A 12,763-nucleotide genomic window follows, 5' to 3' on the forward strand; every position below is an offset into this window, starting at 1 on the left:
TGGTTAAGCGATGGCGCCCACCGCATGGCCGGCCGCCTTGAACATGCCAAGCACGCGCTGGATCTGCTCGGACGTGTGTTCGGCGCAGAGCGAGCACCGCAGCAGATAAGTCCCGGCCGGCGTTGCCGGCGGGCGCGCCATGTTGACGTAGAGGCCGTTCTCCAGAAGCCCCTGCCACATGCGCACGGCCTGCTCCTGGTCCTCCAGGATCACGGCGATGATCGCGCTGTCGGGCGTTTCGGTCCCCAGTTTGAAGCCCATTTCCTTCAGGCCGCCATGCAGCGTGCGGGCATTTTCCCAAAGATGCGCGCGCTTGTTGTGCGCATGCATCAGCTTGCGGATCGACGTCGCCGCGGTCGCGACCACCGACGGCGGCAGCGACGCAGTGAAGATATAGGGGCGGCAGGCGAGGCGGATCGCCTCGAACTTCGGATGGTTCGACACGCAGAAGCCACCTACGGTGCCGACCGACTTGGAGAAGGTGCCGACGACGAAGTCGACATCGGCTTCGCAGCCTTGCGCTTCGTATACGCCGCGGCCGTTGGGGCCGAAGAAGCCCATCGAATGCGCTTCGTCCGACAGGACCATGGCGCCGTGCTTCTTGGCGACCGCAACCATTTCCTTCAGCGGGGCGATGTCGCCCAGCATCGAATAGACACCCTCGAGCACGACGAGCTTGCCCGCCTCGGCCGGCAGGCGACCCAGCCGCTTGTCGAGATCCTCGACCGAATTGTGCCGGAAGCGGACGATCTCGGCATAGCCCTGCTTGCAGCCGTCATAGATCGAGGCGTGGCTGTCGGCGTCCAGGATGACATAGTCGCCCTTGCCGGCCAGGGTCGAGATCATGCCCAGATTGGCCATGTAGCCGGTCGAAAAGACGATCGCGCCGCTCGTTCCGTAGAATTCGCGCAGTGCCTGCTCGACGTCCATGTGATCGCGGAACGTGCCGTTCAGCATCCGGCTGCCATTGGTGCCGGAACCGAAGGTGTCGAGCGCGTCCTTGCCCGCCTGCACCACGTCGGGATCGAACGTCATGCCCATATAATTATAGGTGCCGAGCAGGATCGTGTCCCGGCCCTTGATCACCGCCTCGGTCGGCGACTTGACCTGCTCCATCACGATCGCGAACGGATCGATCACGCCGCTGTCGAGCAGCGCCTGGCGCTCCGCGATCAGGCCGTCGAACTTGCTCATCAGGTCGGGCTTCGCGCCGGCGAGCGGGGCAGGGGCGTCGGACGTCTGGATACTTTCGCTCATGGCGTGGCTCAGCCCTTCAGCTTGGCGACCGCGTCGACCAGCTGACCGACATTCTCGATCTCGGCCTGCATGTTCATCGTGATGATGATGTCGAATTCGTCCTCGATCGCTGCGACGAAGTCCATCACCGTCAGGCTGTCCCATTCGAGATCGCCGGCAAAGCTGGTGGTCTCGGACAGCGCCACGCCTTTCTTGTTGAACGGCTCGATCTGGGCGGCGACGGTATCGAAGATTTCGGAGCGATCGGTCACGGGTTCGTCCCTGTTGTTCTTGGGTGCAGCCGCCGCCCTGCCAAGCAAATGCGGCGGCTTATGGGCGCGTCTATAGCAGCCCTTGCGCACGATACCATGCCGCGGTGGCGGCAAGGCCCTCCGGCGTCGGAACCTGGGGCCGCCACAGATCGGCGGGCGGTCGACGGGTCGAATCGATCACCCAATCCCGATGGCAGAAATAGGCGACGCGGTCCGGCGTCAGCTTGGCGCCCTTGCCGCGGACGAGCCGGTCGAGATGCGCGCCGGCCATCAGCAGCATGCGGGGCAAGGCAAGCGCCGCAACCCGCTTGCCCACTGCCGTGCCGATCGCGAGACCGAACGCCTTGTGGCTCCAGCCCCCTTCGGTGCCGTCATCTGCGTCGAGGCTCAGCCCTGGCGCATCGGTCACGGCGAGCGCCAGCAACAGCCGGGCGAGGTCGCCGACCTCGATCACCGACAATCGCCCGCCCGGCGGGAGCAGCGCGAGGCCGTGCTTCGCCAGCTTGAACAGTTCGAGCATCTCCATGTCGCCCGTCCCGTAGATGGCCGGCGGACGGACGACGCTCCAATCGAGCGAGGAGGCTTCGACCAGCGCTTCCCCCTCCGCCTTGGACCAGCCATAGGTCGACAATGCCGGCTCACGTGCGGCCAGCGACGAGACATGGACAAAGCGTCCAACGCCTTCCCGTCCGGCGGCGTCGAGCATGTTGCGGGTGCCATCGATATTGCCCGCGGCAAACCCGGCCTTGTCCGGCGCATTGACGACGCCGGCGACGTGAATGACCGCATTGGCGCCGTCGCACAGCCTCGCCAGCGCCGGAAGGTCGTGCAGGTCGCCCTTGACCCAGGCGATGCCGTCACGATGGGCCTGGTCCCGGCGGGTGAGGGCGCGAACCTGATGCCCGGCCGCCAGCGCCTCGGCGATCAGCCGCGATCCGACGAAACCGGTGCCCCCGGTTATGGCCAGCACGCTCACCTGAAGGTCCCCGTCACAACAGCGCCATATGGCTGCGATGGACCAGCGCCGATCGCGGGGCATAGCCGAGGATGGTGCCCAGGTCCTCGCTGCGCCGCCCGGTAATGCGGTGCGCATCGACATGGTCATATTCGGCGAGGCCGCGTGCCAGCTGCGTCCCGTCCGGTCCGGCGATCACGACCAGGTCGCCGCGCGCAAATCGTCCTTCGACGCGGGTCGCGCCGGCCGACAACAGGCTGCGACCCTGCCGCAATGCCTCGACCGCGCCGGCATCGATATGGATCGTGCCCTTGGCGGTCAGGCCGCCGCGCAGCCATGCCTTGCGCGCGCGGGCGCCCTGGCTGGCGACGAAGATCGTGCCGTGGCCGGTGGTGGCGAGTGCCTGGAGCGGATGATCGATCCGTCCGGTCGCGATCGCGAGATGGGCACCGGCGCTGGTCGCGATCCTGGCAGCCTCGATCTTCGAGACCATGCCGCCCGAGCCCATGCCCGAGGCGGAACCGCGATCGGCCATCGACTCGATCCGCGCGTCGAGCTTCTCGACCACCGGGATCATCACCGCGTCGGGATGGGTCGTCGGATTGCGGTCATACAGTCCGTCGACGTCGGACAGCAGGATCACCCCGTCCGCACCGGCCGCACTGGCGACGCGCGCGGCAAGCCGATCATTGTCGCCGAAGCGGATCTCCTCGGTGGCGACCGAGTCATTCTCGTTGATGACCGGCAGGACGCCCAGCTTCAGCAGCCGGTCGAGCGTTGCCGAGACGTTGAGGTAGCGGCGCCGGTCCTCGAGATCGTCGAGCGTGACCAGGATCTGCGCCGCCGTCAGCCCTTCGCCGTGCAGCAGCTCCGCCCAGACCCCCGACAGGGCGATCTGCCCGGTCGCCGCTGCCGCCTGCGCGTCCTCCAGGCTGGCGCGGCCCCCTTTCGGAAGCTTCAGTCGGCGTGCGCCAAGCGCGATCGCGCCGGACGACACGACGGCAACCTGCTGCCCGGCGCGGACCCGGCCGGCGATGTCCGCCACCAGGCCCTTCAGCCAGTCGCGGCGGACCTGACCGTCCGGATCGACCAGCAGCGCGGAGCCGACCTTCACGATCAGGCGTGCGCAGCGACCGGGCGAGAACGCGGTCATATCGACGGGGGCGAGGCGGGCGCTCATGGCGTCGCTCTTAGCGGGCAGGGGGATCGGACCCAAGCCCTAGACGAGCGAGTCCCTCTTGAGGTGCGTATAGGGCTGCTTGGCCAGTGCCTCGGCGAGCGTCACGCGGGTCGTCTGGTCGCCCGCGCGCACCTCGCCCAATTCGCCTGCGGTCAGCAGCACGATCGGCACCATCCGGACCGGAGAGACCGGCATGTCGTTGATCATGGTGGGGAAGTCAGGCGCAGGGCCGCCGATCAGGACACCCAGCGCATCGTCCGCGGTCACGAACCGCGACGGGACCTGCGAGGCGATCGGATGCGATTGCGATACGCCCGGCAATTCCATCGACAGCAGGCCGTCATAGCGATCCAGCATCGGGACGATGCCTTCGTTGGTCGCGACGATCCCGGCAATGTGGCTGAGCAGCGCGAACATCCAGCCGTCTCTGAGCGCGGTGATCTCCCCGGGCGTGCCCGCCTGCTCCGGCGGCAGGTCGGCGCACTGGACGAAGATCTCCATGCCATAGCCATTGGTGTCGCCCCCGTCGTCGAACGGATCGGACAGGCCGTCGGTCGCAAGCACGAGCGTGCCGTCCGCCCGGCGGACGATGCGATAGGCCTGCCGCGTCGTCGGCCATGCGGGACCGCCCGTGAACTGCGGACTGATCAGATGGGTGAGGACGTCCGATTCGACGGTTCCGACGCGCGACCAGAAGCGGGAGCGCGCCGCGAACGAGGCATCGAGCGCATCAGTGCCGGACGCTTGCGCCGCCGCCGACGGGGCAGGGGCGGCCTCCCGAGGCGACATCCCCAACCACCGTCGCAACTGCTCTCCCAGGTTCATCGGCGTCCTTTCCGCGAATCACTGCCGTTCAGGGAGTCAGGGTTGCTGCGAAATGCTTCAAATCGGCGACCATTCGAGCGTATCCTCGCCCTGATCGCCCTCGGGCACCTCGAGCGTGCTGACAGCGGGACCGATCTTTTCGAGCAATTCGTCGAGGACCCAGTCGATTCCGGTGCCCGCCGCGCCCGAGATCGGAATCACCTTCGCGCCGCTGGCATCCTCGAGTTCGGCCGACAGCGCGGCGATCAGTTCGTCGTCCAGCGTGTCGATTTTGTTGAGCGCGATGACGACTTCCTTGTCCTCCAGGCCGCCGCCATAGGCCTCCAGTTCGTCGCGAACGATGCGATAGCTCTCGGCGACGTCGACATCGTTGGCGTCGATCAGATGCAGCAGCACCCGGCATCGTTCGATATGTCCAAGGAACCGGTCGCCGACACCGGCGCCTTCGGCCGCGCCCGCGATGAGGCCGGGAATGTCCGCGACCACGAACTCGCGCTGCTTGTGGCGCACGACGCCCAGCTGGGGACGGGTGGTGGTGAACGCATAGGCGCCGACCTTCGCCTGGGCATTGGTGACGGCATTGATGAAGGTCGACTTGCCCGCATTGGGCAGGCCGACGAGCCCAGCATCGGCAAGCAGCTTCAGCCGCAGCCACACCCAGGCCTCTTCGCTGGGCCAGCCCGTGCCATGCTGGCGGGGCGCACGGTTGGTCGACGTCTTGTAGCTGGCGTTTCCACGCCCGCCATCGCCGCCGCGCATGAAAATCACCCGCTGCCCGACCTTGGTCAGGTCGACGAGCAGGCTGCGCTCCTCGTCGTCGGCCAGCACCTGGGTTCCCACCGGGACCTTGATCACCAGATCGTCGCCGCCGGCGCCGGTCCGGTTCGATCCCGATCCGCCATGTCCGCGCGGCGCCCGGAAATGCTGCGTGTAGCGAAAGTCGATCAGCGTATTGAGGCCGGCGACCGCCTCGAAGATGATGTCGCCACCCTTGCCGCCATTGCCGCCGTCGGGGCCGCCATATTCGACGAACTTTTCGCGGCGGAAGCTCACGGCTCCCGGGCCGCCGGAACCGGAGCGGACGAAGATCTTTGCCTGGTCGAGGAAATGCATCCCGCGCCCTTATAACAAGCGCTGCCGAAAGAGAACCTTCGTGCGTCGGCGTCGAGGGCTTGGCGGGTCAGGTCTCGCGGTGGAGGTGCGCGGTCGTCATCGCCTTGGTCGCCAGGTCGCGCGCGGTCTCGCGCGGCAGTCCCAGCGCCTTGGCCATCGGCGCGCCGAGCAGGGCGTCGCCCATCGCGGTCAGGACCAGCTGCAGCGTTTCCTCCTGCAGCGACAGGCCTTCGTGATCATGATCCTTGGCGATCATGTCGACCAGCTTCTGGATCGCCTCCAGGATCGGGTCGAGCACGTCCTGGTTGCCGTTCAGGATCATCCAGCTCGCCAGCGCGCCGGCCCCGCCCTTGTCGAACGCGTCGAAGGTCAGGTCCACGACCTCGCGCGGATTATGGTCGGCCCCGCGCGCGCGAAGGATCGCGTCGCCGATCCGCGCCGTCACGCCTTCGGCCAGTCGCGCCACCAGCGCCTTTTGCAGCCCCGCGGCCGACCCGAAATGATGCAGCAGATTGGCATGGGTCCGGCCGATCTTCGCGGCGACCGCCTTCAGCGTCACCGCCTGCGGTCCGTCCTCGAGCAGAAGCTGACGCGCGGCGTCGAGCGCAGCGTCGCGGGACTCCTCTGGGGACAAGCGGCGGCGTGGTGTTATTGACATTGGTGTAAGTAAAATCTAGGCCCCGGGTGTCACATGGACTTACTGGAGATTTCCCGTGGGGAAAGCAAAAACGCCAGCGGACCTGTCCATCACGCCGCGCGATCGCCGTTTCGGGCGACGGTCGCGGCAGGACCGCTGGTGGCTGGGCGGCGACCCGGTCGCCACCGCCTTCTACAATGCGCTGTCGGTCACCTTTCCCAAGGGCGAGGCCTTCTTCATCGAATCGGTGAAGGCGTTTCGCGACGGCACCCCCGACCGGCTCGGTCGCGAGATCCGCGCCTTCACCCAGCAGGAGGTGATGCACAGCCGCGAGCATGTCGCGTTCAATCGCCGGGTCGTCGATGCGGGATATGACGTGTCGCGGCTGGAGGCGAGGGTCGATCAGGTGCTGGCGCTCGCCGCTTCGCGTCCCCCGATCGTCAGCCTGGCGGCGACGATGGCGCTTGAACATTATACCGCGATCTTCGCAGGCGAGATCCTGCGCGATCCGCGCCAGCTGAAGGGCGCGGATGCCGAGAGTGCCGCCATGTGGCGATGGCATGCGATCGAGGAGATCGAGCACAAGGGCGTCGCCTACGACACCTGGATGCACGCGACGCGAAACTGGTCGCGGTGGAAGCGGTGGAGGGTCAAGTCGCTGCTGATGCTGGTGATCACCGGCGATTTCTGGAAGCACCGGATCGAAGGCGCACTCGACCTGTTGCGGCAGGACGGCATTAGCGGGCCACGGGCCTGGGCGGCGCTGTTCTGGTATCTGACGGTGCGTCCCGGCCTGTTGCGCAGGATCGTGCCAGGCTGGATCGCCTATTTCCTGCCGGGCTTTCACCCGTGGAACCATGACCAGCGCGCGCTGATCGACAAGGCGGAAAGCGACTATGAGGCTGCGCGCCTGGCGACGGCGGCGTGAGTCGATGAAATGATGCGATCCTCACGCCCTGTGGAGAGGCGGGGCGTGAGGATCTGGCGCGGCTCAGGCCGCCATTTGCGGTCGCGGGTCGCCGTCGGCTGCGTCTTCGCACAGGTCGAGTTCGAACAGCGCGCAGGCGGTCTTCGCGCCCCGCGCGCGCGAGTCGCGCTCGACGATTCGGCCAGTGGGGCGGAAGCCCAGCTTGCGCAGCACCCGGCCCGAAGCGGGGTTGTCGAGGAAGTGGCCGGACACCAGCCGCTTCATCCGCAGCGTATCGCGCGCCAGGCTGACCACGCCCTGCGCCGCTTCGGTCGCATAGCCGCGGCCCCAGGCATCCGGGGTCAGCCAATAGCCGAGTTCGGTCTCGCCATCCTCGTCGGTGCCGAGTCCGACGCCGCCGACCAGTCGGGTTGCCCCGCGATCATGCGCGAAGATCAGGAAGAAGGCATCGGCCTGGTCGCGCGGCACGCCCAGGAAATCCTCCGCATCCAGCTCCGAATAGGGCCAGGGGGCGGTGGCGAGCTTCGAGCACACCTCCCAGTGATTGATCGCGCGCGCCAGTTCGGGCGCGTCCTCGATCCAGCCGGGGCGCAACGTCAATCTTTCCGTACGCGCGAACATGACCACTCTCCTCAATTCGGTGCCCTTGCCGCGATCAGATGACGCGGTTGAGACACGCAGGGGAGGGAGCACGAAAAAAGGGAGCCGGGGCGACCCGTCTCCCTTGTTCGTCTGGTCCGCATCGGACCCGGGTCACCCTGGTGGGCAACCCGGCTGGTTACCCGATGTTATTCGGCAGCTTCCGCAATCATGTCTACCGAGCAGAACTTGCGGCCAAGCTTGCCCTGCTTGAACGACACGCGGCCGTCGGTAAGCGCGAACAGCGTATGGTCCTTGCCCATGCCCACGTTCACGCCCGGATACACCTTGGTACCGCGCTGACGGACGATGATGTTGCCTGCGACGACGGCTTCGCCGCCGAACTTCTTCACGCCAAGGCGGCGGCCAGCGGAGTCGCGACCGTTACGCGAAGAGCCGCCTGCTTTCTTATGTGCCATTGCCTATGCTCCTCGTATCTCGATTACGCTTCAGCGGCCGGGGTCGCGCCCTCGGCTGCAGCGGCCTTCGCCTTCGGCGCGGCCTTCTTCTTCTCGTCCTGGCCACCGATCGCGGTGATCTTCAGGATGGTGTGCTGCTGGCGATGGCCGTTGCGGCGGCGGTAATTGTGCCGGCGACGCTTCTTGAAGACGATGACCTTCTCGCCCTTCGCCTGGGCGATGATCTCGGCCGACACCGTCAGGCCGTCGGTCGGCTTCAGGTCCGAACCTTCGCCAGCGAGCAGCACGTCGCCCAGCGTGACCGTCGAACCGGCCTCACCGTCGAGCTTCTCGACAACAATCTTGTCTCCTGCGGCAACGCGATACTGCTTGCCGCCCGTGCGCACGATAGCGAACATGGCTCTCTTCTCTAACCAAATGCATGTGCCCGCCAGGAACTTGCCCCGGCAGGAGGAAGGGCGCAGCTATGCCAAGGCCCCGGCGAAGTCAACTAAAAGGTGAACGTTTCGCGGATAAATCGAAGCATCGATCCGCGACTCGGCACCGATCGGGTGATCAGTGCCGATGTCCCGGTTTCAGTCGATAGCGACCCGCTTCATAGGAGTCGAACATGCCGTCGATCGCGGGATGATCGATCGGCTCCTCGCTGTCGTCCGCTTCCAGATTCTGCTGGCTGACATAGGCGACGTAGCTGGAGTCGTCATTCTCCGCGAGCAGGTGATAGAAGGGCTGATCCTTGCGCGGACGAATGTCCTCCGGAATCGCCTCGTACCATTCGTCGCTGTTGGCGAAGACCGGATCGACGTCGAAGATCACGCCGCGAAAGTCGAAATGGCGGTGGCGCACCACATCGCCCAGCGCGAAACGTGCGACGGCGACCTGGGGCATCACGACCCCGCCATCGACGGGGTTCTGGGGGATTGCGCGTGTGTTCATGGGCTCAATCTAGGAAGTCGGCGGCAACACGCAAGGAGGGGCTTGCAGCCGTCGAACGACTCGTCTAGAGGCCGCCCCTTCACAGCGACCGGCGCGCTGCTCCAACCGGGTTGGAACAGGGCGCTGCGCCTCAGCGGAGAGGTGCCGGAGTGGTCGATCGGGGCGGTCTCGAAAACCGTTGTGGGTGCAAGCTCACCGTGGGTTCGAATCCCACCCTCTCCGCCAGTGGCCTTTGATTGCTTTGCATTTCCCAACGAAATCTCAGCGCGGCCATAATTTCGGTCATCATGGTGACGAAGGTTCGGACCGGACCCGGGCGCACCCGCGAGCCCTTCCGCAAGGCTTATAAGTAAGGGGCTGTGATCCCCGCGCCAGGCAGCGCAGCAGGGGAAGCCGGCCGCAGTCGCGGCCGGCCTCGAGGCCGCCATCAATATCGGGCGTCGCGCCGGCCGATCAACCCGCGACGCGGACGGCGCGCAGTGCCTCCAGCGGACGCGCGTCGATCCAGTCGGCCACCTCGAACTGCTCCGGGATGAAGCTCCAGCGGTGGAGGAAGTCGGTGAAGTCCTGGATCGCCGCGACCGACTGTTCGGCCAGGTCGGTCTTCAGCCGCGTCTGCGCGTCCTCGCCATAGGCGACCGAGACCCAATATTCGCTCGAATTGGTCTCGCGCGCGAGGTAGCGGCGAACCTCCGACGGATGATCCTGCGCCCAGGCCTCGGCACGCAGCACCTGGTCGAGGATGGTGACCGCGGCATCGAAATGATGGTCGATCAGGTGACCGTCGACCGCCAGCGTCCGCGGGGTGCCGTTGTTCGATCGCACCAGCGGATCGGGATGCGCGCCGGTGTCGATCACCGTGGTCAGCCCGAACTGGTTGGCGACCTGTGCCCCGTGCGCGCCCTTGAGGAAGATCGCATCGACCTCGCCGCGCAGCAGCGCGATCAGCTCGGCATTGTTCGCCCGGCCGCGGCTGGCGCTGCGCCCGCTCCACGCGACCGTGCCGGCGCCGTTGTCGGCGGCGGCGTCGCTGTAATGGCTCTCGATCGTCTGATCGACCAGCTCGACATCGCCGACCTCGAGCCCTTCGAGCCGCAGCGCATTTTCCAGCGCGCGCAGCGCCTGGGCGCGGGTGAAGTCGATCTCGACATGCCGCCAGTCGGGCAGGCCGAAGCGGCGGCCCTTCAGGTCGCGGACGCTGGTGATGCCCGAGTCCGGACTGGCGAGGATCAGCTGCGTCTCGTCCGCCCAGCTCAGGCCGATCAGCCGCGTATCGCGGCCGCGCGACCGGGCGCTGATCGCGGGGATGTTGCCGCCGTGGCGCACCGAATTGCGCAGCGTGTGGCTGAAATGCGATTCCCTTGTGGCGAAGTCGTTGGACTCCAGGATCGAGGACAGACTGGTCCCCCGGATGCGGAACGCTTCCTCCAGCCAGCCCTGCTGGATGGCGATGCCCAGCCCGGTCGGAACCGGGCAGCGGGTATACCAGAGCGTGTCGAGATGATCGGCCATGATGCGGCTCCCTTATTCGGCTGCGAGGATTTCGGGGTGGGGCGCGGCGGCGCCGATCGCCGGGCGCGAAAGCCCCAGATGATCGCGCAGCGTGCTGCCCTCATAGTCGGTGCGGAACAGGCCGCGGCGCTGGAGCTCGGGAACGACCAGGTCGACGAACTCGGTCAGCGAGCTGGGCAACAGCGGCGGGATCAGGTTGAACCCGTCGGCGGCGCCGCGTTCGAACCAGTCCTGGATCTGGTCGGCGATCTCGACCGGCGTACCGATCACCACCCGGTGCCCGCGCACCGCGTTGAACCGCAGGAACAGCTGGCGGATCGTCAGCTTCTCGCGCCGCGCCAGCTCGGTCAGCTGTCGCCAGCGGCCCTTGCCATTCTCCGGCTCGGGCAGGTCGGGTAGGGGCCCGTCGAGCGGATAGCCGCTGACATCCTGCCCCATCAGGTTGAGCTCGCCCGAGAAATCGACCGCGTCTTCCAGCGCGGCGAACTTGTCCTGCGCCTCCTGCCGGCTGGTGCCGATCGCGAAGGACAGGCCGGGCATCACCTTCAGCGCGTCGGGGTGCCGGCCATATTTCGTCATGCGCCCCTTCACATCGGCATAGAAACGCTGCGCCTCCTCGATGAACTGGGCGGCGGCATAGATCATCTCGGCATATTTGGCGGCGAAGTCGCGGCCGACTTCGGAATTGCCGGCCTGCGCGAAGACGGGATGGCCCTGCACCGGACGCGCCGTGTCGAGCACGGTGCTCAGGTGGAAATATCTGCCGTCATGGCGCACCGGATGGACGTCGTTTGGGTCGAGATAGATGCCGCTGTCCTGGTCGGCATGTTCGAACGCGTCGTCTTCCCAGCTGTCCCACAGCGCCCGGGCGACATCGACGAACTCCGACGCGCGGGCATAGCGCTCGCCATGGGTAAGGGGTTGGTCGATGCCGAAGCTTTTGGCGGCGCCATCGCCGAGCGACGAGACTATGTTCCAGCCGACACGTCCCTGGCTGATATGGTCGAGCGCGGCGAAGCGGCGCGCCAGCGAATAGGGATGGTCGAAATTGGTGTTGACCGTCGCCACCAGACCGATCTTGCTGGTCACGGCCGCGAGTGCGGCGACCAGCGTCAGCGGTTCGAAATCGAGAAAGGCGTGGCGCCGCTCGATCCCCTTGGTGCTGTCGCCCGCCTGGCCGACGAAATCGGCGAAGAAGGCGGTGTCGAGCTTGCCGCGCTCGGCGGTCTTCACCAGCTCGGCCCAATAGTCGAAATCGGGCCGGCCGCTCCTGGCGGATCCCGGCTGGCGCCAGGCGCCCGGATGATGGCCGTGGCGCGTGAGAAAGACGCCGAGCGCGAGGTGACGTTTCCTGGCGGTCATCGGCTTACTCCGCCGCCTGAGCGGTCGCGTCGGCGTAACGGATCTCGCCCTCGTCGGTGACATGCGCGTCGGCGGGCACCAGCTTGCCCATCTTCCATTGTTGCTCGAGGACGCCGGGGCCGAAGGGCCTGGAGCCGCCCAGCGCCGCGCTCAGGATCTGGAACTGTGCGCCTTCCTCCAGCAGGACGATGGTGTTGACGAGATCGCGCAGCCCCTGCCGGCTCCATACGGTCGCGCCGCCGTTCGCCTCGACGATGCCGGGCACCTGATGGTCCTGCTCGATCGCCTCCAGGATGAAGTCGACCTCCTTCTGGCGCCGGTTGATGTAGACCGGAAGCTCGGCCGAGAATCGGAAACGGCGGTTGGGAACATAGAGCAGCGGCAGCGCCGCATGCGCCTGCGAATAGGCGCCGAGATGCGGGGTGTGGATGTGGCTGATCGCCTGCACCCCGTCATGCGTCCTGAACAGCTTCAGATAGCGCGCAGCGCCGCCCGGCGGGTTGCTCCACAGGCTGTTGCCGTCGAAATCGATCACCGCCGTCTGCGGCTTGTCGGGATCCTCCTCCCACAGGCCGAGATAGTTGAGCGTGATGATCTTGTCCTCGCCGGGAATGCGGACGGCGAAGAACAGCGTGCCGCTGGCCGACAGGGTGCGGGTCTCGCGCAGCAGGCGAAAGGCGCGTCGCGCCTCGCTCTCGGTCCTGGCGATGAAGGCGATGGCTTCGGGGGACAGCGTCTGGGACATGGCA

General features: G+C 66.6%; 15 protein-coding genes and 1 tRNA gene. 2 read left to right on the plus strand and 14 right to left on the minus strand.

Annotation, left to right across the window (positions count from 1 at the left end):
* Positions 1–3 precede the first annotated feature (3 nt).
* From spt to TPR58_RS03280, 7 genes are all read right to left on the minus strand, one after another.
* The gene (gene spt, locus TPR58_RS03250; protein WP_346245183.1) at positions 4–1,257 is read right to left on the minus strand and encodes a serine palmitoyltransferase; all 1,254 of its coding nucleotides are present in this window, start codon (positions 1,255–1,257) and stop codon (positions 4–6) included.
* 8 nt (positions 1,258–1,265) lie between these two features.
* A complete protein-coding gene (locus TPR58_RS03255) occupies positions 1,266–1,508 on the minus strand; it encodes an acyl carrier protein (protein WP_346245184.1) in 243 nt (80 codons plus the stop codon).
* A gap of 70 nt (positions 1,509–1,578) precedes the next feature.
* Positions 1,579–2,484, minus strand: coding sequence for an NAD-dependent epimerase/dehydratase family protein (locus tag TPR58_RS03260; protein ID WP_346245185.1), 906 nt, complete (start codon positions 2,482–2,484; stop codon positions 1,579–1,581).
* A 13-nt stretch (positions 2,485–2,497) separates the two neighbouring features.
* On the minus strand, positions 2,498–3,643 hold the full coding sequence (gene proB / locus TPR58_RS03265; protein WP_346245186.1) for a glutamate 5-kinase: 1,146 nt from the start codon (positions 3,641–3,643) through the stop codon (positions 2,498–2,500).
* A 39-nt stretch (positions 3,644–3,682) separates the two neighbouring features.
* Positions 3,683–4,432: a hypothetical protein gene (locus tag TPR58_RS03270; RefSeq protein WP_346245187.1), complete on the minus strand. Its 750-nt coding sequence runs from the start codon at positions 4,430–4,432 to the stop codon at positions 3,683–3,685.
* A gap of 93 nt (positions 4,433–4,525) precedes the next feature.
* Positions 4,526–5,581 (minus strand): GTPase ObgE, encoded by a 1,056-nt coding sequence (obgE, locus tag TPR58_RS03275; protein WP_346245188.1) that lies wholly within the window; start codon positions 5,579–5,581, stop codon positions 4,526–4,528.
* A gap of 67 nt (positions 5,582–5,648) precedes the next feature.
* Positions 5,649–6,239, minus strand: a complete 591-nt coding sequence (locus TPR58_RS03280; RefSeq protein ID WP_346245189.1) for a TetR/AcrR family transcriptional regulator — start codon at positions 6,237–6,239, stop codon at positions 5,649–5,651.
* A gap of 55 nt (positions 6,240–6,294) precedes the next feature.
* Here TPR58_RS03280 and TPR58_RS03285 point away from each other — a divergent pair, with 55 nt between their 5' ends.
* On the plus strand, positions 6,295–7,146 hold the full coding sequence (locus TPR58_RS03285; protein ID WP_346245190.1) for a metal-dependent hydrolase: 852 nt from the start codon (positions 6,295–6,297) through the stop codon (positions 7,144–7,146).
* Between the two features lie 63 nt (positions 7,147–7,209).
* On the opposite strand, the gene TPR58_RS03290 is transcribed toward TPR58_RS03285, so the two are convergent.
* The 4 genes from TPR58_RS03290 to hspQ form a co-directional block, all read right to left on the minus strand.
* Positions 7,210–7,767: a GNAT family N-acetyltransferase gene (locus tag TPR58_RS03290; protein ID WP_346245191.1), complete on the minus strand. Its 558-nt coding sequence runs from the start codon at positions 7,765–7,767 to the stop codon at positions 7,210–7,212.
* 167 nt (positions 7,768–7,934) lie between these two features.
* Positions 7,935–8,204 (minus strand): 50S ribosomal protein L27, encoded by a 270-nt coding sequence (gene rpmA, locus TPR58_RS03295; RefSeq protein ID WP_110151222.1) that lies wholly within the window; start codon positions 8,202–8,204, stop codon positions 7,935–7,937.
* Positions 8,205–8,227: 23 nt separating this feature from the next.
* Positions 8,228–8,602, minus strand: a complete 375-nt coding sequence (gene rplU, locus TPR58_RS03300) for a 50S ribosomal protein L21 (RefSeq protein ID WP_346245192.1) — start codon at positions 8,600–8,602, stop codon at positions 8,228–8,230.
* Between the two features lie 157 nt (positions 8,603–8,759).
* Entirely contained in the window at positions 8,760–9,140 is a 381-nt protein-coding gene (gene hspQ / locus TPR58_RS03305; protein WP_428835688.1) for a heat shock protein HspQ, read from the minus strand.
* Positions 9,141–9,275: 135 nt separating this feature from the next.
* On the opposite strand from hspQ, the gene TPR58_RS03310 reads away from it, so the two are divergent.
* Positions 9,276–9,365 (plus strand) — tRNA-Ser (locus TPR58_RS03310).
* Positions 9,366–9,593: 228 nt separating this feature from the next.
* Here the strand turns inward: TPR58_RS03310 and TPR58_RS03315 are convergent.
* From TPR58_RS03315 to TPR58_RS03325, 3 genes are read right to left on the minus strand one after another with little or no spacing between them, the layout of a single operon-like run.
* A complete protein-coding gene (locus TPR58_RS03315; RefSeq protein WP_346245193.1) occupies positions 9,594–10,652 on the minus strand; it encodes an ABC transporter substrate-binding protein in 1,059 nt (352 codons plus the stop codon).
* Between the two features lie 12 nt (positions 10,653–10,664).
* Positions 10,665–12,014 carry an LLM class flavin-dependent oxidoreductase gene (locus TPR58_RS03320; protein WP_346245194.1) on the minus strand — a complete coding sequence of 450 codons (1,350 nt, stop codon included), beginning with the start codon at positions 12,012–12,014 and terminating at the stop codon, positions 10,665–10,667.
* A gap of 4 nt (positions 12,015–12,018) precedes the next feature.
* A complete protein-coding gene (locus TPR58_RS03325) occupies positions 12,019–12,759 on the minus strand; it encodes a class II aldolase/adducin family protein (protein WP_346245195.1) in 741 nt (246 codons plus the stop codon).
* Between the last annotated feature and the right edge of the window lie 4 nt (positions 12,760–12,763).

Source organism: Sphingomonas rustica (genome assembly GCF_039652585.1).
Lineage (GTDB): Bacteria > Pseudomonadota > Alphaproteobacteria > Sphingomonadales > Sphingomonadaceae > Sphingomonas > Sphingomonas rustica.